Raw genomic sequence first — 22,042 nt, forward strand, 5'->3', positions numbered from 1 at the left:
GACGACATTATAGCAACATCATGCGTGTTCCTGCCATCCTTTTAGTCTTATAGGCAAAAATTGAAAAAAGTTTAGTTCATCAATTATGAACTAAACTTCTTGGTAAAGTGCTGTGTTCTATAGCTCTTCGAATTTATTTTCGATTTTATTTTCAACTGGTTGTAGGAGCTCATCATCATTGTTGTCACGCACCGTTTTTTGGAGAACAAAGGAAGACATCGTCAGGAACAAGGCCGTAACAGCGTAATAACCTTTGACAGAAAGCAGCTGCTCTAGATTAATAATGCCAATAAACATACCCAGAAGCGCAAGAGCGAAAGAACTCCATGCCAAGAAGGTGAAAGCCGCTGTATTTCGTTTGCGTGAACCGTAGCCATCCTCCAAATTATCACGAATGACCTTCTGTAAGACAAAAGCCGACATCGTGAGGAATAACGCGCATACGGCGAAGTAACCTTTAACACTCAGTGATTCTTCCAATGTATAAATCCCGATGAACATCGCCAGGAATGCCCCAATGAATGATGCCCATGCCATAAAAGTAAATGCTGTCGTATTCCGTCTCCGATTATCCATCATCTCAAAAAGCCCCCTGTGGTTGCTGCTGCAACGCTTTAGTGTCTTGCTCTTGTTTTTTAGTATAGGAGATAACTCCCCTCCCAGATAGTACTATTTACCAATAGTACCCAAGTGCTTTAGCATACTAATGTGGAGGTGCTACAACGGTGCCCAGGACTCTCGCGCGTTGAGAAAGCGAGTGCTGCAAAGGTTGATGTTAAACACATTATGCCGCTTAAGGCCTATTTGTTTAAGTATTAATTTGTTTCGTAGGGGTAGTGTTGTACGCCGTACAACATTTTGCAAGTTAATTCACATTTTCCACGCTAATGTTGCAGAAAATACAGCAATTTCAACCAAAAGTAGCTCAAATGCCTGTGAATCGGCAAAATTGTTGTAAAACCTACAACATCTTTAGCTTTTACAGAAGAAATCAAGGAAATTGTTGTACGTTGTGCAACTCGCCTTCTTAAATCCCACATTCCATTAACAAACACAAACAATAAACAAAGAAAACCAAACAAGAGGAAAAACCAATCAAACCAGAAAAAATAAACAAACGAGACAAGACAACCAAACACACTACTAGCACCCCAGAACGCATAGCCACTTCACGAATGATTATCATATCTCCACAATCTCAATTAACTCAGCAAAAATGCATAACTAAACATGCTAAATAGAGGTAAGCTATCGCCTCTCCTCTGATCCAACTATTTCAAAAATAACCCGTTCGGGGTTGACCACCGACATGCGGCAGTGCTATACCGCGCGCGTTGAGAAGGCGTTATCTCGGCACCGGTCTATCGTGGTTTTTGCGCAGTAAAAATCATTCACATATGGCTACACCGAAGGCGTGATGCTCCCAGAAGATAGCCTGAATTTGCTTAGTTTCCTCTTTAACGCAAGCGACCAGCAGAATAACTTCCGTTATTTTATCTCGGGATGGCAGATTGGCTTTCTTCTTTTTTTTATGAGCAATATCAATTAAGACTCCAATGGTAAAACCCACAGTTGCGCCAATAAGGCCCCAAAGAATGGCCCCTCCTTTTAAAATAAAGCCATAGGTTGAGCCAACTACCGTGAGCGCTGTTGCCAGGGCGGTCCCAGCATCAAATAAACTAACGCCATCGGAGCGATGGATCGTATCGAACATCTTCGGTTTGTTGGGTCTCGCCTGCAAAGAAACAGCATAAATGTGTTCCTTGGGAATACCCGCTTCTTCAAGAGCAGTAATCGCCAGCTCCAAATAGATCGAATGTTCAAATGATGCTATTACATGCATGGTGTAACCCTCATTCTCGAAGCGAAGATTTAGGAAATGGAAATTGGGGATTCTGATAGTCCTCTTGGAGCATGCAAACCTGCTCGTGATCAAACAGCTTGTTATATTCTACTGTATTGACATAAGCATCGTAGACGGAAAAACCATAAATAGAAGGTAAAAATATAAGCCAATGCATATCCACTACACGAGCCGACTGTGTTAAGTCCCACATGAGTAAATAGTGAATTCCTTCGAGTAAATGAGACAAATAGGAAAGCGAAATCCAGGTCACAAGTATAAAAAAAGCATTGATAATCCGATGGGAGTAAAGCTGGCCCATTCCCGGCATTAACAGCGACCAGACCATCGCTAGCCATGGCGAGCGTTTATCTAGGTAGTTAATTTCCATACCGGACATTTTAAAACAATCAATCGGGGCGTTCTCCCTTTTAGCTAAAATAAATTGATGATTCAAATCCACGGAGGTTCGATAGCTGTCGTAGATCGCAAATAAATAAACAGGCGCATAAAGTGACATCCACCGAATATCCAGCACCTCATTAGCCCGGTCGAATTGACCTGTGAAGGTGTAAACGATCGCTTCGTTCAAATGCATCTGGGTATTAATCAACATTTCCCATCCAATGAGGATAAAGCCGCGAAAGTACTTGGATAGCAGTAAATGACCAAAGCCCGGAAAGGCTGCAGCCCACCATACAATAATGAGTGGATTGCGTAAATGCAATTGGGTAATCCCTAATAAACCGACAAAAGCAATTTGACGGCGTGACTTGCTTCTCATGTGCAGCATCCTTATGAATCAGTTTCCAATAATGCTATTATCTTCTTTCGAATGTAAGATATACATTTCGGATTTGACAATCGATTTTTAGTACCGTATAGTACTATTTATGAAAAAGCAAAAGAAATTAACCAATCGTGATCTTGTGATTCAAGTAGCAACGGACTTGTTCCTGACAAAAGGCTACTTAGCAACCAGCATGGACGAAATCGTTGCAGTGAGCAAAGTGTCCAAAACGAATATTTATTATTATTTCAAACGTAAAGAAGACCTGCTGACCGCAATTCTTGAACAACTTATACACACCTATAACGAGATGATCCAGGAGACCGTGTCACGTTCGGAATTAAGTGTGCAGGAGCGCTTCACTGCTCTCCTACAAGTGCTGACAGGACTTGAATGGACTTCCTTAGGCGGATGCCCGTTTCTCACGCTCTACACACAGATGCCGCTTGATGCAGATGTACTGCGGGAGAAAGTGAGCGTTTTTTTCCGGGACCAAATGCTTACGGTGGAAGCCCTGCTCATCGAGGGTGCTCATAACAAGGAGTTTTCATCCACCCTGCCGACAAAAGCCACGGCACAATTGATCGTTTCGACGATTGAAGGTGGGCTGTTCCTACAGCATGCAAACCAAGATCCAGCCATGTTGGATCAAACACTTTCTACTTTAGCCTTGTTGCTAAAGTAATTTTTTTAACCACCATTAGTACTAAATAGTACTAAAAAATAATGAAGGGCAGGTAATCTAGATGACACATATTTTCATCACAGGCGGTACAGGGTTCATAGGAACACAAACATTAGAGCAGCTATCCCGTGAGGATCATACCGTTTCGGTGCTCGTTCGTTCCAAAGCTCGATGGGAGCAGATCCGCAAGCAATTAGGTTGGCTCAGCGGTGATGGTCAGAGGGAAACTAACGTGGGAAAAGAGCGATTTTCCCCGGTTATAGGAGATTTAGGCTTACCCGGTCTTGGATTAAGCGCACCTGACATGGCGTCAGTGCTGACGGCAGATGTCATCATTCACGCGGGAGGACCGATGGATATTCGGATCGGGGAGTCCGAGGCCCGTGCGGTTTTTCTGCAAGCCGCCGAGGAATTGCTAAATTTGGCTTCGCAAATTCAAACGAGCAAAGGTTTGCAGCATTTCATCCATATTGTCGGCTTCAAAAGCCCCTTTACCGATGATAATTTCCACAATCCAGCACCTATTATCGCTAGTTTAGAGCAGGAATCTCCTTATGAGCGCATGAAATTCCTAGCTGATTTGCGCATTCGCCAAGGAGCGATGCAGCTAAGTTTTCCACTATCTGTCGTCCATCCAAGCGTTCTGATTGGCAGCTCAGAGCACGGGGATACCCCGCAAACCGGCGGACTCGGTATTCTCGTACAGGCCACCGCGCGTAGGTTGATGAGTATCACACCCGGCGGTAACTCCCATTGGTTGCCCCTATTTCACATCAATCACGCTGCCGAGTTCATTAGCACTCTGACGAAGGAATCGAATCCAGTTAGTCAAACCTATTACTTACTTAATGAAAAGAAGCAAAGTCCCTCGATCATGGAGCTCGTGTCGGGCATAGCCAAGGAACTTCGTGTTAGTAAACCATTGGGAGCAATCTCGCCTAAATTGTTGTCGAAGGTTCTGGGGAGTCCACTTGGACAAAAAATCGGAATTCCTAAGGAATCCCTCGATTTCATCGTGGATGTCAATCAGGCCTATCCCCTAACTGCCGCACAAGACATGCAGCGAAAATACGGATTGGAGCACGTGGTAAACTCCTCGATTATGCCCTATACCATCTCGGATCTTGACTTTCGTCTCGTTCATTCCAACCCTCAGGCAGATGGCTATATACGAGGTAAAAGAGGGCCTTTGGCCACACTGGAACGGGTGGGATCAGACAAAGGGAAGCCTCCGATCTTGTTCGTTCACGGCACTCTAAGCGGAGCTGATTGCTTGCTCCCGCTGGCCGAGCAATTCCCTGAGTCTTCCGTCTGCCTGGTCGATCTCCCAGGCTTCGGTCGTTCGCCCTATCACCACGGTGCGGATGTGATAGAGGGGCATATCGAATCGCTTGTCCAGGCGATTCGGTCTTTCGAGACCCCGGTTACGCTCGTGGGGCACTCGCTGGGCGGACTGCTCGCCGCCCACGCCTACGCTCGCGTACCGGAACAGATCCACAGGCTGCATTTGCTGCAGCCTGCACTGCACAGCGCTGCGCGGAGGTACCGCAGCGCGCGAATCAACGAAGCCGCGCTGCGCATGCTGCGCGCGGCTAGCTTGCGGAAGCAGCTGCTGGCGCAGAGCTGCTTCACGGACATAAGTGACATACCGCCCGCGTATGTCACTTATGTCCTGGCCGAGCTGCAGTCGCCGCGTGTGCGGAAGACGACTGCGGAGACCCTCTCTGCGCTGACGCGCGCAGAGAGCTTCTCCCTGCAGCAGCCAGATGCGCTGCTGCTTCGTGAGGCATCGATCCTGTGGGGAACCCAGGATCGGGCGTCCCACCTGCCGGAGCGTTTCGCTCCGCGCGCACGGTGGAGATAGCGGCTGCTCACCACTTCCCTATCTCGCATCCGGCGCTGACCGCTCAGCTCCTGAGGCAGCAAGGTCTATAATCATTATCGCAAGAACTCGATTCTTCTTGCCGTAGCGCGGCATGGTTGTCAATCGAGTTCTTTGCTTTTTTCCAGTAGACATTTTCCAGTAGACATACACCCATCTCCTTCCTTTCGAATAAGGTAAAGAAAAAAGTAGGCTCGGATATAACGCCTTTGCTTACGAAGAAAGGGAGGAACCCTATGCAAATCCACGTTGTCCAGAAGGGACAGACGTTATACCGCATTGCGCAAACGTATGGAGTGTCGGTGGATACGATCGCAGAAGCCAATGAGATGACCCCCAGCCAATCCCTGGTCATCGGACAGGCATTAGTCATTCCGATTGTTGGCTCGTACTACTGGGTACAGCCCGGTGAAGGGCTCTATCTGATTGCCCGAAAGCTCGGAATCGACCTGCAAACCCTCGCCTCCGTCAATAAACTAACCTTGTATCAATCTTTACCTGTAGGCTTTCGTCTCTATATTCCGCCAACCCCTCGTACGCAGGCAGAAGTGAATGCCTATTTAGAGCCTCGCGGGTCTGACGTATCGCCCGTTCTCATTCAATCCGCCAAGGAAGCAGCCCCTCATCTTACGTACTTAGCTCCATTCAGCTTCCGTATTAAACGGGACGGCACCCTCCAAGCCCCTCAGCTGGATGATCTTCGCGGGATTGCCTCACAGCATGGCGTCACCTTGATGATGGTTGTGACCAATCTCGAAAAGGACCAATTCAGCGCTGAGCTCGGACATATCATCCTCACCGACGAAACCGTTCAGAATCGTCTGCTTCAGACTATTAAAAGCACTGCCAAACAATATGGATTCCGCGATATCCATTTTGACATTGAGCATCTGTTCCCCGATGATCGTGATGCCTACAATCGCTTTCTTCGTAAAGCCGCGACACAACTCCATCAAGAAGGTTATTTGATGTCTACGGCGCTCGCGCCGAAAACAAGCGCCGCTCAAGCCGGTGCCTGGTACTCTGCGCATGATTACAAAGCGCATGGCCAGATCGCCGATTTCGTCGTGATCATGACGTACGAATGGGGCTACAGCGGCGGCCCCCCTATGGCCGTCTCCCCCATCGGTCCCGTGCGTAAAGTGCTCGAGTACGCCATCAGCGAGATGCCCGCTTCCAAAGTCATGATGGGCCAAAATCTGTACGGCTACGATTGGACGCTGCCCTATGTCCACGGCGGCGCCTTTGCTAAGGCCGTCTCTCCGCAAGCGGCTATTGATCTGGCCCGCAAGTATAATGCGCAGATCCTATACGATTACACGGCGCAAGCCCCGCACTTCAACTACTGGGACGATGCTGGCAAGGAGCACACGGTCTGGTTCGAGGACGCACGCTCCATTCAAGCGAAATTCCGCTTGTTGAAAGAGCTTGGCTTACGCGGTATTAGTTACTGGAAGCTCGGTCTTAAATTCCCGCAAAACTGGCTGCTGCTTGAGGAAAATTTCAAAGTCGTGAAACGATCTTAATAACTGATGGAAGCGACGCACTTATGAAGAAAAACCGTCAGGAAAGATCATCCTGACGGTCCTTTTTAGGTTTAACGCGCATCTGCTTATATTCATATCCTTGTTTCGATACAATTTTATCCAAACAATTTACCTTACTTATGGTAGGGTTCACCGCGCTAGGTGAAACGGCAAGTTTTAAGCCATCCCGTTTAGGATGGCCCTCTCTTTGATCTCGCATCTCTTTTGCAAGAAGAAAAAGTGTATGGATTACTCCAATTGCGCTTTCGCTTACATTAATATTCTCCTTTAATCACAAAAAACGAACCCCTAATGGTTCCCGCTAGTTTAGAATTCTGCCGGGCAAACTTAAACTTCTCTTCTAATTCCTGTGGGGTCTTCATTTCGATCAGAGGGTTGTAATTTAAAGCAACTTAATCAGCTCTTCTAGCTCATCAACCAATACTTTTGCAAGTTCAAAATTAGTATCTTTTAAAGCCAATTCTATTTTCATTTCAACTGATTTTTTATTTTGTTCATTTTCTAGATAGTCTCTATCAAAATGGCTCGCATAAATCATCTGTCTAAATTTTCGCATACTCATTTTTCTAATCGTCTTATCGTCAATGATTAAAACATAATCCATACCATTTACAACAGAGTAGAAATCATGAGAAATCATGAGAATCGCACCTTTATAGACTTCAATGGCTTTTTCCAGTGCTATTTGCGTATAGGTGTCTAAATGGCTTGTCGGTTCATCAAGAAGCAATACGTTTGCTTTACTGGCAGAAACTTTAGCCAATTGAAGCATGTTTTTTTCTCCACCAGATAAAGATTCTATCTTTTGATTAACGATTTCTCCTTCAAAGCCATAGTTTGAAAGATACGATCTAATCTCATCATAAGTTTTAAACCCAGCATCGATGAATTCTTCTAGTATTGTATTGGAATCCTTTAGCACTTCGCCTTGATTCTGAGATAAATAAGCCACTTTAACATCAGCATTTATTTCAATTGAAGCATGATTATTTGTAAAGATATCTCGGAGTAAAGTCGTTTTCCCGGTACCGTTTGGACCAATAATGGCTACTTTATCCGTAGATTTTATCTCAAAGTTAACATTGTCTAAAAGCAACTCATCAAAGGTAACACTATAATTATTGACATTTACAACAACGGTGTCTTCAATCTCATTTTCAATACCAAAACTAATTTTAGGTTGCTTAATATCAACAAATGGCGCTTTAATTCTACGTGCTTCCAATCTTTCTTGAAACCTAACTCTAGCTTTTAATGCTCTCCCTCTAGATGCTTCTGAATTATACGTTGCGATAGCTCTAAGATTATCAATAATGTTATCGTATCTCTCAATTTCTTCTTGTTCAGCAACTGCGATTTCTTGCAACTCAATTTTTGTCTGAAGTAATGAGAAATTATACTCAATATATCGCCCATCAAACTCTTGGATCTCCATGTTTTCAAGGTGTAGAATTTTGTTGAAACAATGATTCAATAGATATCGGTTGTGCGTAACAACTAGCAGCATTCCTTTGTGAGAATTAATCAGATTTTTAAGCGCATTTAGGTTTTCAAAGTCTAAAAATACATCTGGTTCGTCCATAATCATTAAGTCTGGACTACTAAGCATTTCCTTCATCACTTGAATAAGTTTGAATTCCCCACCACTCAGGTCGGATACCCTAAGATCTTTTAGCTTCATGAGGTTTGCTAGATTTAGTTTCTTATTAATGTTGCTTTCAAAATCAGCCCCACCGATTGAATCAAATGTGTCTAAAGCCAATTGATACTTTTCTAATAACGCATCCATATCCGATGATGTTTCCATTTCCGTACAAATAGCTGTTATTTCATTCTGTATCTTAATAAATTCTTCCCCTATATATTCAAAAACTGTTGTTTCTTTCGTTTTGTCGAATTGTGGGAATTGACTTACATGCCGAATATTACAAGTCGGATCTATTTCTAACTTACCCTCGAACAAATATCTTTCTGGATCCATCAGTATATCGATCAATGTACTTTTCCCACTGCCGCTTGTTCCTATAAAAGCGCAATGTTGCGCCTCTTCAAGCGTAAATGAAATGTTTGTATATAGTTCTTTTTGCGGAAATGAGAAGGATAAGTTTTCAACTTTTATCATAGTGTTACCTTTCTTTATAACTAAAATAGTAACTATTGTTAGATGCATTGCAAAATATAGATTTTGAGTTTACCGTTGTTAGAGTAACACTGTTTACAACCAACTTCAATGGGGTCAAATTTCCATGCTACTTCTCAACTATCCTCATAAAAGCGCCGGAATGAACTCGACTTTGATCTCTGCCGGTTGTAAATGTACCTTATTCATCTTATCTGGCTCCTTGATCAAATAATGATAAGGCGAGAATACCTCCTGACGAATAGCCAACGGAATAGATCGGGGAGCTCCTAGCTGTTCCATTTAATTCCATTCGCACATAGAAGTCTTCCCTCCTTTCCTTTTGATCATATCACCGGCGTTTTTTGCATACTTGACTCGAGTTGTACAATAAAAACTTGCCGTTACTTATGATGCGGTTCCCCGCGGTTTATCCGCATCATGCGATTAACCTGCTCCACCAGCACCAACCGCATCAGCTGCTGTTCTACAGCAAGGCACATGTTCTCCGGTGCCTTATCGTCCGGCACTTCTATCATCTGCACCTTGGCATACGGCCCAATGCGCCTCACATACTCCGCGATCCCGTCCGAGATTAGCGCTCCTTCAATTTCCCTACGGTTAATATCTGTAGATGCATAACCAACAAACTCCCCTCGTTTGCTCCATTGGATAAAATACAATCAAATCAGGCTCATTCAACCTATTTGCCCGCTTTCATTGGAGTTAATCCAATAGAATGCTCTAAAACCAGCTTTTCTGAGCTATTTCTACATATTCCACTGTATAAATCCAATGGAACTAACCCCAAACCGCCGATGTCATGAGACATCATTGAATATAATCCAATCAAATCCCTCAAGTTCAGATATTTCGACCTTACTCCCAACTCAAATAAATAAGGTTAAAGAAAGGAGGATCCTTTGGCGGATCCTCCTTTTTCTAACCTCAGCCTTCCTCCGTAAACAATAACAACTTGCTGCAACCTTTGTTTGCAGCCTCCCGTCTAAACTTAAGTAATTTTTACCAATTACATATGAACTTATTTTCATCAGTTATCCTTATGATCCAAATAGGAAGGGCGTGACGTACAAACTTGCTGGCGAGTGTGGAACTTGAAACTATTATTCCATGGATGAATTTGGGTATTTATTGTAACAACTATTCACTTTAAACCCCTAGATTCCGATAATAAACAGGTTCCATAATTTTCATATACATAATCATTGAGGAACATAATCGGAGGGAATCAGAGCATGAAGTCCAGACAAAGCAAGTGGTTATCCTTGGTATTTATATTAATTCTAGCTACGCAATCTTTAGTAACAGGAACCGCCTTTGCAGCTGATGAGATTTCTAAACTCGTCCTGAATAAAAACGAACTTGCCTTGCAAGTCGGAGATACAGCTAATCTGACGGCAACCGCCATTTTCGTAAGCGGCTCTACCGAGAATGCAACCGTCAAAACCGATTGGAATTCAGGTTCGACCGATGTTGCCTCCGTCTATGCGGGTGTGGTGACAGCCAAAAAAGAAGGCAAGGCCGTAATAACTGCGACATATATGGGTAAGACTGTAATCGTTAACGTTGATGTTAGCAAAAAGGTAAAATCGTTAACCAAAGATAAACAGTCCCTGGCTCTTCGCCTTAATGCGACTGATCAAGTTAAGATTACAGCTTTTTACGATGACGGCACTTCCGAAGATGTAACGAGCAAAGCTGATTATACCGTTGATACCAGCTCCATTGTGACGGTAACGAATGGCTTAGTGAAGGGACAAAATCCCGGCAGTGCAACGATTACGATTAAATACATGAATCAATCTCTGACATTGCCAGTCGATGTTGAAGTTGTAAGACGTATTGATGCTGTGAAATCCAGTATATCCTTACTGCTTAATGGAACGGAACCAATCGTACTGAACGCTACCTACCCAGATGGTACAAACGCTGACATATCCGCTAAAGCAGTATGGACCACTGACAAACCGAACGTTGCTGATGTAATTAATGGTTCAGTTAAAGGTTACGGTGTAGGTACAGCTAATTTGACTGCTACATACGGTACTAAGTCGACAACGGTTAAAGTTGATGTGGACAGTACGTTGAAACTCACATTAGATCAACCAAATGTCTTAATGAAGAAAAATGCAATTAAAGATCTGAAATTAGAAGCAACCTACATCGACAGCGCTACACCTGTTAACTTTACAGATCGCGCTGAATGGGCTTCGAGTGATGAAGATATCGTCCAAGTCACCAAAGGTAAGCTAACTGCCATATCCATCGGTGAAGCGACGATTTATGCCAAATATGGTGATAAAGTAGTTACAGCTAACGTTGATGTTGAAGTTCCTCGCCGTTTAGTCGTTAGTACCGACCTACTCTCAATGCAAGTAGGCCAAGTGCTTCCCGCCCTTACTCTGACTGCTACTTATGCCGATGGTACAAGCGACAATACCATCGCAGATAGCGCGACTTGGAGCGTGGATAACGACGCCGTTGCATTTGTCAGTAAAGGTTTAGTTAAAGCTTATAAATCCGGTGAAGCCACGGTAACCGCTAAATACGGCGGTAAAACAACGACAACCAAAGTCGAAGTCGATATCCCTACGACCATCAAAGGAAGTAAAAAAGCCGTTAATTTACAAAAAGGCGGGTCCGATAAAGTCACGTTGACCGCTTATTTCAAAGACAGCAGAGAATTGGATGTCACATCCCTGGCAGAATGGACGACTAGCTCCAAAGATATCGCCGAAGTACGGGGCGGAGAAATCACAGGGATCTCTACCGGCACAGCAACGATTACAGGGAAATACGGTACACGCACAACTAGCATTCAAGTATCAGTTGGCGTACTGAAAAGTTTGACGGTCAGTCAAGAAAAGCTAGTGATGAAAAAAGGCGATTCTGTTACTTTGACAGCAGAAGCTATTTATACCGATGATACAAAAAATAGCAATGCAGCCGCAGATGTCATCTGGACAAGCAGTAATCTCAAAGTTGCCACTGTTGACGGAGGTAAAGTAAAAGCTATAGCTTCTGGTGAAACGACCCTCACTGCTCAACTGGATAGCAAGACAGTTACAATCTCGGTCACAGTCGATATGGCCAGCGACCTTTCGGCGAATGTCGCCAATCTAGTTTTTGACTTAAATGAAACAAGATCTATCGTTCTGACGGCAACAGATGCAAGCGGCGCGGCTCGCACTGTCACCAATGAGGCTGAGTGGAAATCAAGCAGCGCCGCCATCGCGTCAGTATCCAAGGGTGTTGTAACAGCGGTTTCCCGAGGCAAAGCAACCATAACGGCAACTTATGGCGGTAAAAGTGTATCCATTCCGGTTGAAATTGGCGTGATACAGACACTAGTCGCTGATAAATCTTTCATCGTCACCAAAAGCGGCGATCAAGTACAAGTGAAATTAACCGCTACTTTAGCGGATGGCTCTACCAAAGATGTCACTGAGACAGCAACCTGGAAAGTCATGTCCTACAAGCTAGGAACTGTCACGGATGGGCTTTTCACAGCAACTGGTTCAGGCAAAACAACGATCACCGGATCCTTCGGCGGCAAAATGGTCGCTATTCCCGTGGAAATCGATTCACTGAAATATTTGAAAACAGATGTTGTCAAAATCGAGCTGCAAGAAGGCAAAACGGCTAAGATTGAGGCGTTGGCTACCTACACAGACGGGTCTGAAGAAGATGTAACCAAGCCTGCATTATGGACATCGTCGAACATCATGATTGCTGATGTGAAGGATGGTATCATCCGAGCAACCGGCAAAGGGACTGCTAGAATTACGGTCACATATTCCAACATGAGAACGACTGTACAAGTGACAGTTACGAAGTAATACCATTGAAACCGTTGTTCCCAAATTGGGGAACAGCGGTTTTTTTCAATTTTACAGAAAGCAGCATAGTTTCTTGTACATAGGGGAATATATCCATACCTACACTTACAGAACCCATTCAACAAATCTTGGAGGTATGGATCATGGTTTCTAGATTTATGAAGTTGGGGATGGTTTCTTTTTTGTCAATCACAGCTCTCCTTGGGGCTCATCAGTATCATCGTATGCATTCTCCTGACCAGCAAATGATTTCGCAAGCCGATAGTTGGGAAGCAGCTAAACAAGGCTCACCGACTTTCTTTGACACGAATCCTTTCGGCATGCCTGGCGCGGATGGTAATTTGCGTACAATGGACAACATGAATAGTCATTCGGCTGCATATGGACTTACACCACCAACATCGATGAAGGCTTTAACAGTCCATACCCAGACAGCAAGTGGAGCGAAAGACAAAGCTTCGACTTGGTGGAATTACCTAGGTCTGCTTGGTTTACTTGGACTGATCGGACTCGGCAAACGTTCCCGGACTTCTTAGTGTGAAATTTGAAGGTTGGTTAAAGAGGCCTTGTTCCCGATTTAAGGGAAGGCTTTTTTCTGTTTTTACCAGATTGTATGCGGACATTTGTTTATACTATAGACATTTGTTTTGGTTTGCGTTAAACTAAAGGTAGTTCTTCTTTTGAAAGGAGCTTTTCATGGATCGTGAACAGCAAATTTTAGCGCTCATACGTCAAAATCCATTCATTTCCCAAAATGAAATAGCCAGTATGATAGGCATTTCTCGATCCGCTGTTGCCGGTTATATTGCTGCGTTGACCAAGAAAGGTACGATCCGAGGCCGAGCCTATGTCACATCTGATGAGCTTACAATCATGTGTATCGGCGGCGCGAACCTCGACAGCAAAGCGGTCAGCAAGCAGGCCATTCGACTGGCCTCCTCGAACCCGGTCACGGTCACCGAATCCTGCGGTGGTGTTGCGCGCAATATCGCAGAAACACTCGCTGGTTTATCCTGCCGGACAGCACTCCTAACCGTTGTCGGTGACGATAAGGCTGGCCAGTGGGTGCTTGAAGAAACACGAAAGCGCGGTGTTGACGTCAGCCAAACGATTGTCCTACAGGGCGAGAACACGGGGACCTACACGGCGCTGCTCGATGCCACGGGCGAGATGTTTTTAGCTTTTGCCAACATGGAAATTTACGATAAATGTACACCCCAGCTTTTGATGGACAAATGGTCCCATATTGCCGCTTCACAGCTCGTCATTGCCGATACGAATTTGCCTGCGGATACGCTCCAAGAGTTAATTAAGCGTTGTAAAGAAGAAGGCATCACGCTATTCATCGACCCTGTCTCTTCCGAAAAAGCAAAAAAGCTCCCGCAGGAGCTTCATGGTATTACAGCGATTTTCCCTAACCTTGAAGAGGCCCGTCTGCTTGCTGATTCCTCGGTAGAAACCGATCAAGATTATGCCAAGCTGGCTAGAGCTATTCAGGCACGAGGTGTGAAACACGTATTCATAACCCTCGGCAGCGCGGGTGTCATGTATGTTGGCGAGGAAGGCGAGCAGCTTTTCCCTCCTATTCCTACCAACGTCGTGGAAGTAACCGGCGCAGGCGATGCTCTCCTCGCTGGTATCGCTTATGGTGTAACGCATCAACATACCTTTATGGAGGCCTGCTCCTATGGTCTCGCTGCGGCACATATTACGCTTCAAACCGATCAATCCGTAGCAAGTGAGCTAACCAAAGAACGACTGCAACAAACCATACAATCGATAACTAAAGGAGACTGATCCCTATTATGAACACATCCTACCTGACATTTACCGACGAAGTGAAAGATGCTCTCGCGAACAATAAGCCAATCGTAGCCTTGGAGACAACGATTATTTCCCATGGGATGCCATATCCGCAGAACATTGAAATGGCTAAAAAGGTTGAGCAAATCATCCGCGATAACGGCGCTGTTCCAGCAACGATTGGCATTATGGATGGCAAAATCAAGATCGGCTTGAACGAGCAGGAGCTTGAGGCTTTCGCGACAACGGCCAATGTAGAAAAAGTCAGCCGTCGTGACTTCCCTTACATCCTATCGTCCGGCAAAATCGGCGCAACGACTGTAGCTGCAACGATGATCGGCGCGGCGCTTGCCGGCATCGAAGTGTTCGCTACCGGCGGTATCGGCGGCGTTCACCGCGAAGGTGAAGTGACGATGGACGTCTCCGCCGACTTGACGGAACTGGCACAAACGAACGTCGCCGTCGTCTGCGCAGGCGTGAAGTCGATCCTCGATATTGGCCGTACGCTCGAGTATTTGGAAACCCACGGCGTACCCGTGGTTGGTTTCAAAACGAGCGAGTTCCCGTCCTTCTACGCCCGCGAAAGCGGCTACGGCGTAGACTTCCGCCTCGATGAGGCAGCCCAGGTTGCGGCTATGCTGCGCACCAAGTGGGAGCTTGGCCTCGCCGGCGGCGCCATCATCGCCAATCCGGTCCCCGCGGAATCCGCGATGGCCCATAACGAGATCGAAGGCGTCATTCAGCAAGCGCTGGCTGAGGCCAAAGATCAAAACGTGACCGGCAAGAAGGTCACGCCTTTCCTGCTAGCGCGCATCAAACAGCTGACCGAAGGTCGCAGCTTGGAGACGAACATCGCGCTCGTTTACCACAACGCACAAACGGCCGCGCAGGTTGCGGTTGCCCTTAAAAACAAATAAGCCCCCGCTTATGAGAAAACCTCTATCGAGGCCTTTCGAAGATGAGCGACCGCGTTTAAATGTAGGTTTTATCGCCAATAAGAAAGTCAAGTTTCTCTGTTAGAAAAACTTATACTTTCTTATGTGGTCAAAAAACGAACCCCAGAATTTCTGGCGGCTCGTTTTTTACGTTTAATGGCTATTCTTAATCCAAATACAGCGCATTGCTTACAGATGCAAGAAGCATTTCATGCACCTCAACAAAATACCGCCAAACCTCTGCCCGATAAAAGCTTCGACCTGCCAGTTCACCAAATAACTCAAGCGACTGCTCATTGTAAACGACACATGAGCGCTCGACACCTCGATCGGAGATGAGCTTTACCTCGTCCCCTGCAAGCAAACCTGACACCACAAGCTTTGCATTTCCTTCACGCTCAAGTGCGTCCTGAGGCACCACATCGCCCATATTATACTTCCCTGCGTTCAACTCCATAACCGGACCATCTGGGGAGTAGCTTAGAAAAACGCGCCCTGTGTCGATACCATCCAGTATGCCGTCAACGCTTCGAGAGGATGCATACACCCAGGTTGTCGGAGAACTGTGACTGATGTAGCTTCCAAACCGGTGCATATCACTGCCGCCTACGGCGATGAGGCGTTTGCCCATGCAAAGCTGACCATGCCACCAGTCGAGCGTCTTGCGGTTAGCTTCCCGCCAAGGCCCGTTCCAAATTTCCACCCAATCATAATCGACCATCCAGTCCCATTCCCAGCCGCAGTTCGGACAATGGGGATGGTTCAGCACGACGCGAGCGCCATTCGCTCTTGCTTCACGTATACGTTCCTGCACCTGCTCCGAGCTAGTCGCACGGAAATCGACCACAGGCTTAACAACACCTAAGAAGTTCGCATGGCCGTGATTCGTTGTCAATTCCATACCAGGAATTAAAACAACGCCCGTTTCATGCGGATAAGCAAGATTTTGACTGTACGTATTATGATCCGTCATTGCTAGAAAATCGCAGCCCAACTCTTCCATAATCCGAGCATTCTCGGATAATGTCAGGGCTCCATCACTGTGGACGGTATGCATATGAAGATCGCCCTTCAGCCAACGCCCTTCCTTGGGTGTGCAGGTAACCTTCACAATGACGGTGCATCCTGCCGGTGGAATCCGGTACGTACCGAGCAGCACACACCACTCCCCGTCCACCAAGTACCCAGGTACATATCCGGGAGTCGCCTTTTCAAGCTCCACATAAAACTCGGTTCGGGCGCCCCCGCTCCAGCCTCTTACTTGATCCGTATCCTTTAAACCGAGATCAATAACGCAGTCTCCTGGTCCATGGGCTTCCACTTCTATGCTAACGTGAATACGTTCCATGCCTGAGGCTACTTGAAAAGGAACCTCCACATAACGATCGGCTTCCTCACTTGTAATAAAACGAGATATCGTCACGATGCTCATAGGCTCCCCCTATTCTTTTGTAGCGCCGACCATAAGGCCTGTTACGAAATATTTTTGCACAAATGGATAAATAGCTACCAATGGAATCAAAGCTAGCATGACACCGGCCATGCGAACATTAGGCGTCATAAACAAGTTGCTGCTGGTAGAGTCGGACTGAATGACGAGTGAGCGCAGCGCTACCTGCAAAGTAAACATTTTCTGATCGGTGATATAGAGCAGTCCAGGCGTCAGTTGATTCCAACGAGAGACGAATTCAAACAAAGCTACGGTAGCCAATCCTGGCTTAGCAAGCGGCACATACATCGTGGAAAAAATGCGAAACTCACCCGCCCCGTCGATTTTAGCGGATTCCGCCATTTCGTACGAAACAGCTCCAAAGAAATTTCTCATTAGTAAAATACTGAAACCTGAAACCAAACTATATAAAATCAAAGCATTTATGGAATTCAATAAGCCCAGCTCTTTATTTACAACGTAAAGGGGGATCATCACGGCTTCATTCGGAACCATCATGGTTAGCAAAATAAAGCTAGTGATCAGCTTGCGCCCAGGCAGCCCCTTGTGCAGCAGCACATACCCGGCCATTGCACATAGCAGCACATGGACAAACGTACCCACCAACGTCACCAGTACATTCAAAGCGAAAGGTCTCCACAGCTCAATACGCTGCCACACTGTGCGATATCCCTCTAGGCTCGGCTCAGAAGGCCATAATCGAATACCCCCATGCATGGATGAGATGTTAGAGGATATGGAGATGACAAAGGTGTTCCAAATAGGCAGGATCATCGTCGCTACAAGCAGCAGCAGGAAGAGGCTGTTTACTAAATGGAAGGGCAAGTCCCTGCCGTTCAACGATTTATTCATAACACGATTTCACTCCTCGTCATAACGAATCAATTTGCGGGTTGCGAACACTAAGATCAGCGTTGCCAAGACAACGAGAAAGCCTGCCGCTGATGCGACGCCCATTTTGAACTCAAGAATTCCTTTTTGATACGTATACGTCATCAGTACATCCACTTTTCGGGCAATAACAGGATTACTTAGAATGATCATTTGGTCGAACATCCGAAGCATCCCGATCATATTCAGCAAGGTCACAACCTTCATCGTCGGAATGAGCTGAGGCAGGGTTACATAACGAATTTGCTGCCAGCGTCCAGCTCCATCCATACGCGCGGCTTCATACAAAGAAGGGGAAATGGTCACGATAGAGGCCAAATAAAGAATGCAGGTGAAACCCATTTCCTTCCAAGTGTTCGTTAAGACCATTAAAGCTTGGGCATAGTCGACTTCCGCAAAAAAATGAATTGGTTTCGCAGCACCCAGTAGCTTCAACAAATCATTAACAAATCCTCCGTCCGGAGACAGCATGATGATCCAGATGCCTCCTACAACAACCCAAGAAAATAAATGCGGCAAGTAAATAACCATTTGCGTCAGCTTCTTAAACCATGTTTTAAGCACTTCATTTAACGACAGAGCCGTAATAATCGGGGCAAAAAAGCCTACAATTAGCATCCCGATTCCGATGATTAAGGTGTTTTCCAAAACGCGCCAGAATACCGGATCGTTCCAAACCACGATGTAATTCTGAAGACCAACGAACGGTCGATTTCCAATAATCCGAAAATTTTGCATGGAGATTTGCAAGCCCTTAATGAGCGGATAATAAGAAAAAATCAAAAAATAAATCACAACGGGAATCATCATGATATACATTACGCGATAACGTGCCCATGCGGTCACTAGACTTCCCCCTTATCTATGAAAAGTAAAGCGGCGGCTAGGGAGTTACTACCCGCCTCCGCTCTCTCCAACTAGTCAATCAGTTTAGCTGCTTTAAGCTCATCATTCATTTTTTTCACGGCGTCTGCTGCTGGCAATTTGCCCATCATCGCTTGGAAAGCGTAGTTGGTAACGATTTTTTCAGCGCTCGGCCAGTCTTTGGTTGGGTTTTCAATCGTTGCATTATTGTCGAAAATAACTTGGCGGCCTTCGATAGCACCTGGCAGCGTACCAATCGGGTTCTTGAAGTTCGTGTTGTTCGGGAAAGGAGCACCATGATCCATACCATGCTTAACTCCCTCATCCGTTAGTGTATATTTCCCATCTTTAACGGTGTAATCATCGCCTTCAATCCCTAATGTGCTAAGGATGTTCCCCTTCTCAGAGTGCCAGAATTCTAAAAATTTAACCGCCGTATCGGCATGCTCGGCATTCACTGGAATTCCCCAAACACTTGGGTCGCCGCGGCGAAGCATGATTTTGCCATCTGGCCCTACAGCCCCAGCGATGGCTTTGGCTTTAAAGTTAGGATCATCCGTTTTTTTCATATTATTGAACAAACCTACCCATGCATCCCAGTACGTGACCATCCCCACTCGATTCGTTAAGAAGAGCTCTCTCATTTTTGCTGAATCGTTGGTAGCGAAGTTCGGGTCTAGAATACCTTCCTTGTACAGCTTCGCAAACCACTCATAAATCGGAACCGCTGCTTCTGTTGCATAAGGAATCGAGCGCTTGCCACTAGCATCAATCACATATTTATATTTCACGCCTGCTGCGCTCATAAACCCTTGAATGTCGTATAACCCAGCCGTGGACAAGCCATAGGTGTCGTCCTTACCGTTGCCGTCTGGATCTTTTTCCTTGAATGCCTTCAGTACTTGGTAGAAATCTTCCAATGATTTTGGCTGCTGCAGCTTCAGCTTGTCCATCCAATCTTGACGAACGGTAGGCAGCGTGCCGCCTTCTGATTTATTAAATACACTAAAGATCTGACCGCCTTTATAAGTGATCATGTCCCATTCCTTGGTAGGGATCACTTTAGGATCGGATAAAATCTTGGAAGCTTTGATCTTATCGTTTAGCGGCATCAGCGCACCTTGATCAACAAGGACATCCATATTGCCTTTGCCCATATAAATGAGGTCATATTTTTCGCCAGCAGAAATCGCTGCGTATAGTTTCTTATCATAGTCGGCTGCAGGTTTTTCGATGGTGACCTTAATGCCCGTCAGTCGTTCTACTTCCTTCTCAAACAGGACATTCTCTTCCGGCGTCTTGCCCCCTGCCACTCCACTTAGAATACGAAGGGTTTCTTGTTTGGCCGGCTTGGAAGTTTCGCTACCAGCGCTTGTTGTTTTATCAGTATTCGTGCCGCACGCAGTGGCTAGTAAACTTGTCGATAACACAACGGCTGCGATGATTCCTGCTTTTTTATTGAACATGGGTATGGCCTCCTATTTATCTATCTATTTATGGGGTCTTAGGGTATCGCTAACTCTCGCTCGGGCACATGAGCCTCTATAAACTAAACTGGCAGGAATTAATATGCGTTTGGCAATGGCGTTGGGCTGACGGCACTGTTCAATGAGCAGCTTGGCTGCTTCGCTTCCCAGTACTTCCCCATTGAGCCTGACCCCGGTAAGAGGTGGCTTGAATTCAGGTGCGAAGACAGAATCATCGCTGAAAGCAAAGACAGAAAGGTCTTGCGGTATTTGCAAATTAAGCTCCGCAGCCGCTTGGTATACCCCTAATGCCACTTTATCTGTATCCGTAATGATGGCTGTAATATGCGGATAAGCTGCTAATAGCTTCTTGGTCATCTGGTAGCCGTAGACAGTGGACGTTAAGCTGTTATCTTTATACACAATGAACTTTGCCTCAACCGACAGCTCGGCTTTATTGTAGGCTCTGTAGTAACCATGCTCGCGGTCTTGTGCGACCGTTCTTTCCTTCGGTGCATTGAGGAACGCGATATGATTGTGACCTAATTGCAGAAGGTACTCGGTAACGATTTGTCCCATCCCTATATTGTCGTTATCCACATAGGAGACACTGGATTCGAACTCCTCCTGTGGTCTTCCTATCACGACAAGCGGCACGTTACGCTTTATTCGTTCGGAAATTCGCTCATCATTTGCGGCAGGATCCAGAAGAATGTCACCATCTACGGGATCTGTAGCCAAATGCTCAACTTGACTGGAGAATTCAGTAGACAGGGTGTTTACCAGCAAACGATAGCCCTGGTTATAGCACTCTCTCAACACACCATTAAAGAGGCCAAGATGGAACTGACTGAATTTCACTTGCTCACCAGCCATATTTAACCCGATGATATTCGTTTTTTTATTGGCTAAACTGCGAGCCCAGTAATTGGGTCTATAATTCAAATTTAAAGCTGCCTCCAGTACACGCTGCGACACTTCCTTGCTGATCGGCCTTTTTTTGCTAAACACGTTGGACACTGTACTCTTGGATACCCCAGCTACTTTTGCAACATCATCTATGTTGGCCATATGAGCTCGCCTCACTTCTCCTTTATATTAAACCGGTTTTATCAACAGAGTTTTAAATAGAGGATAATGATTTGTAAAGGAAACACGTACTTTCGATGATCGTTTTAATCAAAAACCAAGGAAATATGGGCATTTCCTTGCTATCTATGACAAAAAATCATGAAACCGGTTCGACGATTTGTTTACACAAAAAGAGAAAACCGCCAGGGAATATCCCTGACGGTTCGTTTAGGTTCGATAAATCTTTACGCTTACTCACTTACCCATGTTGTCTTCTGCGCGAACGGCACCCGCGCTGCCTTCGGTGGTTCCATGTCCGGGTAGCCGATGTAGATGAATCCGACCAGCTCCTCTTTTCCCACTAGACTGAACGCCTCCCGCATCTTCGGATGATAGGTAGGTGCACCCGTCCGCCATATCGTTCCTAGGCCTAGTGCGTACGCTGTAAGCAGCATATTCTGCACAGCGGCATGCGCGGCCGCATATTCCTCGATCTCCGGAACTACAGGCTTTACTGAGGGTGTTACGGCCACGGCAATAACAACAGGAGCGCGGAATGCTTTCTTCTTCTGAACGCTTTTCAGCTTGGATAACTCCTCCTCAGAAAGCGTCGGATCCGCTTCTGCAGCGGCAACCTCGGCGTAGCCTTGGCCTAACAATCTTCTGCCTTCACCGGTCATGACCCAGAACCTCCATGGCTCTGTATGACAATGGTTAGGCGCCCAAGTGCCTGCCTCAAGGATTTCTTCAATTAGTGATTTGTCGACAGGATCCTGTTTGACCTTCCCGATACTGCGTCGATGGCGAATCGCTTCTTTCATATCCATGAATCCCAC

19 protein-coding genes and 3 pseudogenes are annotated in these 22,042 nt (G+C 45.9%); 7 read left to right on the forward strand and 15 right to left on the reverse strand.

What is annotated here, in order from left to right; all coding sequences use genetic code 11:
- Nucleotides 1–117: 117 nt before the first annotated feature.
- The 4 genes and pseudogenes from GC098_RS00210 to GC098_RS39485 all read right to left on the reverse strand — a co-directional run bounded on the left by GC098_RS00210 (nucleotide 118) and on the right by GC098_RS39485 (nucleotide 2,627).
- A complete protein-coding gene (locus GC098_RS00210; protein WP_281366886.1) occupies nucleotides 118–384 on the reverse strand; it encodes a YiaA/YiaB family inner membrane protein in 267 nt (88 codons plus the stop codon).
- Nucleotides 376–576 (reverse strand): annotated as a pseudogene (locus tag GC098_RS40690) (YiaA/YiaB family inner membrane protein); the annotation flags it as partial. The gene GC098_RS00210 and the pseudogene GC098_RS40690, both read right to left, overlap by 9 nt.
- 811 nt (nucleotides 577–1,387) lie before the next feature.
- Nucleotides 1,388–1,843, reverse strand: a complete 456-nt coding sequence (locus GC098_RS39480) for a hypothetical protein (protein ID WP_216625098.1) — start codon at nucleotides 1,841–1,843, stop codon at nucleotides 1,388–1,390.
- Between the two features lie 10 nt (nucleotides 1,844–1,853).
- Nucleotides 1,854–2,627, reverse strand: a complete 774-nt coding sequence (locus GC098_RS39485) for a hypothetical protein (RefSeq protein WP_246358336.1) — start codon at nucleotides 2,625–2,627, stop codon at nucleotides 1,854–1,856.
- Between the two features lie 109 nt (nucleotides 2,628–2,736).
- Here GC098_RS39485 and GC098_RS00220 point away from each other — a divergent pair, with 109 nt between their 5' ends.
- Complete coding sequence (locus GC098_RS00220; RefSeq protein WP_171639859.1) at nucleotides 2,737–3,318, forward strand: TetR/AcrR family transcriptional regulator; 582 nt, start codon at nucleotides 2,737–2,739, stop codon at nucleotides 3,316–3,318.
- A gap of 61 nt (nucleotides 3,319–3,379) precedes the next feature.
- On the forward strand, nucleotides 3,380–5,182 hold the full coding sequence (locus GC098_RS00225) for an alpha/beta fold hydrolase (RefSeq protein WP_246358337.1): 1,803 nt from the start codon (nucleotides 3,380–3,382) through the stop codon (nucleotides 5,180–5,182).
- Nucleotides 5,183–5,200: 18 nt separating this feature from the next.
- Here the strand turns inward: GC098_RS00225 and GC098_RS40695 are convergent, their stop codons facing one another.
- Nucleotides 5,201–5,335, reverse strand: coding sequence for a hypothetical protein (locus GC098_RS40695; RefSeq protein ID WP_281366885.1), 135 nt, complete (start codon nucleotides 5,333–5,335; stop codon nucleotides 5,201–5,203).
- Nucleotides 5,336–5,436: 101 nt separating this feature from the next.
- Here GC098_RS40695 and GC098_RS00230 point away from each other — a divergent pair, with 101 nt between their 5' ends.
- On the forward strand, nucleotides 5,437–6,726 hold the full coding sequence (locus GC098_RS00230; protein WP_171639861.1) for a glycoside hydrolase family 18 protein: 1,290 nt from the start codon (nucleotides 5,437–5,439) through the stop codon (nucleotides 6,724–6,726).
- A 275-nt stretch (nucleotides 6,727–7,001) separates the two neighbouring features.
- On the opposite strand, the pseudogene GC098_RS39710 reads toward GC098_RS00230, so the two are convergent.
- The 4 genes and pseudogenes from GC098_RS39710 to GC098_RS00245 form a co-directional block, all read right to left on the reverse strand.
- Nucleotides 7,002–7,109, reverse strand: a pseudogene (locus GC098_RS39710) (DUF8821 family protein); the annotation flags it as partial.
- A gap of 20 nt (nucleotides 7,110–7,129) precedes the next feature.
- Nucleotides 7,130–8,869, reverse strand: coding sequence for an ABC-F family ATP-binding cassette domain-containing protein (locus tag GC098_RS00235; protein WP_171639863.1), 1,740 nt, complete (start codon nucleotides 8,867–8,869; stop codon nucleotides 7,130–7,132).
- Between the two features lie 144 nt (nucleotides 8,870–9,013).
- On the reverse strand, nucleotides 9,014–9,169 hold the full coding sequence (locus GC098_RS00240; RefSeq protein ID WP_246358338.1) for a hypothetical protein: 156 nt from the start codon (nucleotides 9,167–9,169) through the stop codon (nucleotides 9,014–9,016).
- A gap of 101 nt (nucleotides 9,170–9,270) precedes the next feature.
- Nucleotides 9,271–9,506: pseudogene (locus GC098_RS00245) on the reverse strand (23S rRNA (pseudouridine(1915)-N(3))-methyltransferase RlmH).
- Between the two features lie 616 nt (nucleotides 9,507–10,122).
- Between GC098_RS00245 and GC098_RS00250 the strand changes: the two are divergent.
- The 4 genes from GC098_RS00250 (at nucleotide 10,123) to GC098_RS00265 (ending at nucleotide 15,446) form a co-directional block, all read left to right on the forward strand.
- Complete coding sequence (locus tag GC098_RS00250; protein ID WP_171639865.1) at nucleotides 10,123–12,726, forward strand: Ig-like domain-containing protein; 2,604 nt, start codon at nucleotides 10,123–10,125, stop codon at nucleotides 12,724–12,726.
- Between the two features lie 143 nt (nucleotides 12,727–12,869).
- Nucleotides 12,870–13,262: a hypothetical protein gene (locus GC098_RS00255; RefSeq protein ID WP_171639867.1), complete on the forward strand. Its 393-nt coding sequence runs from the start codon at nucleotides 12,870–12,872 to the stop codon at nucleotides 13,260–13,262.
- 160 nt (nucleotides 13,263–13,422) lie between these two features.
- Nucleotides 13,423–14,523 carry a carbohydrate kinase gene (locus GC098_RS00260; RefSeq protein WP_171639869.1) on the forward strand — a complete coding sequence of 367 codons (1,101 nt, stop codon included), beginning with the start codon at nucleotides 13,423–13,425 and terminating at the stop codon, nucleotides 14,521–14,523.
- Between the two features lie 8 nt (nucleotides 14,524–14,531).
- Nucleotides 14,532–15,446 carry a pseudouridine-5'-phosphate glycosidase gene (locus GC098_RS00265; RefSeq protein WP_171639871.1) on the forward strand — a complete coding sequence of 305 codons (915 nt, stop codon included), beginning with the start codon at nucleotides 14,532–14,534 and terminating at the stop codon, nucleotides 15,444–15,446.
- A gap of 184 nt (nucleotides 15,447–15,630) precedes the next feature.
- Here GC098_RS00265 and GC098_RS00270 read toward each other — a convergent pair whose 3' ends face one another.
- From GC098_RS00270 to GC098_RS00295, 6 genes are all read right to left on the reverse strand, one after another.
- Entirely contained in the window at nucleotides 15,631–16,896 is a 1,266-nt protein-coding gene (locus GC098_RS00270) for a CehA/McbA family metallohydrolase (protein ID WP_171639873.1), read from the reverse strand.
- Nucleotides 16,897–16,905: 9 nt separating this feature from the next.
- Nucleotides 16,906–17,766, reverse strand: coding sequence for a carbohydrate ABC transporter permease (locus GC098_RS00275; protein WP_171639875.1), 861 nt, complete (start codon nucleotides 17,764–17,766; stop codon nucleotides 16,906–16,908).
- A 9-nt stretch (nucleotides 17,767–17,775) separates the two neighbouring features.
- The gene (locus GC098_RS00280) at nucleotides 17,776–18,651 is read right to left on the reverse strand and encodes an ABC transporter permease subunit (protein WP_171639877.1); all 876 of its coding nucleotides are present in this window, start codon (nucleotides 18,649–18,651) and stop codon (nucleotides 17,776–17,778) included.
- A gap of 71 nt (nucleotides 18,652–18,722) precedes the next feature.
- Nucleotides 18,723–20,135, reverse strand: coding sequence for an extracellular solute-binding protein (locus tag GC098_RS00285; protein ID WP_171639879.1), 1,413 nt, complete (start codon nucleotides 20,133–20,135; stop codon nucleotides 18,723–18,725).
- 24 nt (nucleotides 20,136–20,159) lie between these two features.
- Entirely contained in the window at nucleotides 20,160–21,206 is a 1,047-nt protein-coding gene (locus GC098_RS00290; protein WP_171639881.1) for a LacI family DNA-binding transcriptional regulator, read from the reverse strand.
- A 251-nt stretch (nucleotides 21,207–21,457) separates the two neighbouring features.
- Nucleotides 21,458–22,033 carry a nitroreductase family protein gene (locus GC098_RS00295; RefSeq protein WP_171639883.1) on the reverse strand — a complete coding sequence of 192 codons (576 nt, stop codon included), beginning with the start codon at nucleotides 22,031–22,033 and terminating at the stop codon, nucleotides 21,458–21,460.
- Nucleotides 22,034–22,042 lie beyond the last annotated feature (9 nt).

This window comes from Paenibacillus phytorum, assembly GCF_013141715.1.
Classification (GTDB): domain Bacteria; phylum Bacillota; class Bacilli; order Paenibacillales; family NBRC-103111; genus Paenibacillus_E; species Paenibacillus_E phytorum.

Excerpts from the sequence above, each read along its gene's own strand:
- GC098_RS40695 (WP_281366885.1), bottom strand. The coding sequence starts at position 5,335 with ATGTCTACTGGAAAAAAGCAAAGAACTCGATTGACAACCATGCCGCGC.
- GC098_RS00295 (WP_171639883.1), bottom strand. The coding sequence starts at position 22,033 with ATGGATATGAAAGAAGCGATTCGCCATCGACGCAGTATCGGGAAGGTC.
- GC098_RS00235 (WP_171639863.1), bottom strand. The coding sequence starts at position 8,869 with ATGATAAAAGTTGAAAACTTATCCTTCTCATTTCCGCAAAAAGAACTA.
- GC098_RS00275 (WP_171639875.1), bottom strand. The coding sequence starts at position 17,766 with ATGAATAAATCGTTGAACGGCAGGGACTTGCCCTTCCATTTAGTAAAC.
- GC098_RS00285 (WP_171639879.1), bottom strand. The coding sequence starts at position 20,135 with ATGTTCAATAAAAAAGCAGGAATCATCGCAGCCGTTGTGTTATCGACA.
- GC098_RS00230 (WP_171639861.1), top strand. The coding sequence starts at position 5,437 with ATGCAAATCCACGTTGTCCAGAAGGGACAGACGTTATACCGCATTGCG.
- GC098_RS39480 (WP_216625098.1), bottom strand. The coding sequence starts at position 1,843 with ATGCATGTAATAGCATCATTTGAACATTCGATCTATTTGGAGCTGGCG.
- GC098_RS39485 (WP_246358336.1), bottom strand. The coding sequence starts at position 2,627 with ATGAGAAGCAAGTCACGCCGTCAAATTGCTTTTGTCGGTTTATTAGGG.
- GC098_RS00265 (WP_171639871.1), top strand. The coding sequence starts at position 14,532 with ATGAACACATCCTACCTGACATTTACCGACGAAGTGAAAGATGCTCTC.
- GC098_RS00270 (WP_171639873.1), bottom strand. The coding sequence starts at position 16,896 with ATGAGCATCGTGACGATATCTCGTTTTATTACAAGTGAGGAAGCCGAT.
- GC098_RS00260 (WP_171639869.1), top strand. The coding sequence starts at position 13,423 with ATGGATCGTGAACAGCAAATTTTAGCGCTCATACGTCAAAATCCATTC.
- GC098_RS00250 (WP_171639865.1), top strand. The coding sequence starts at position 10,123 with ATGAAGTCCAGACAAAGCAAGTGGTTATCCTTGGTATTTATATTAATT.
- GC098_RS00290 (WP_171639881.1), bottom strand. The coding sequence starts at position 21,206 with ATGGCCAACATAGATGATGTTGCAAAAGTAGCTGGGGTATCCAAGAGT.
- GC098_RS00220 (WP_171639859.1), top strand. The coding sequence starts at position 2,737 with ATGAAAAAGCAAAAGAAATTAACCAATCGTGATCTTGTGATTCAAGTA.
- GC098_RS00255 (WP_171639867.1), top strand. The coding sequence starts at position 12,870 with ATGGTTTCTAGATTTATGAAGTTGGGGATGGTTTCTTTTTTGTCAATC.
- GC098_RS00240 (WP_246358338.1), bottom strand. The coding sequence starts at position 9,169 with ATGGAACAGCTAGGAGCTCCCCGATCTATTCCGTTGGCTATTCGTCAG.
- GC098_RS00225 (WP_246358337.1), top strand. The coding sequence starts at position 3,380 with ATGACACATATTTTCATCACAGGCGGTACAGGGTTCATAGGAACACAA.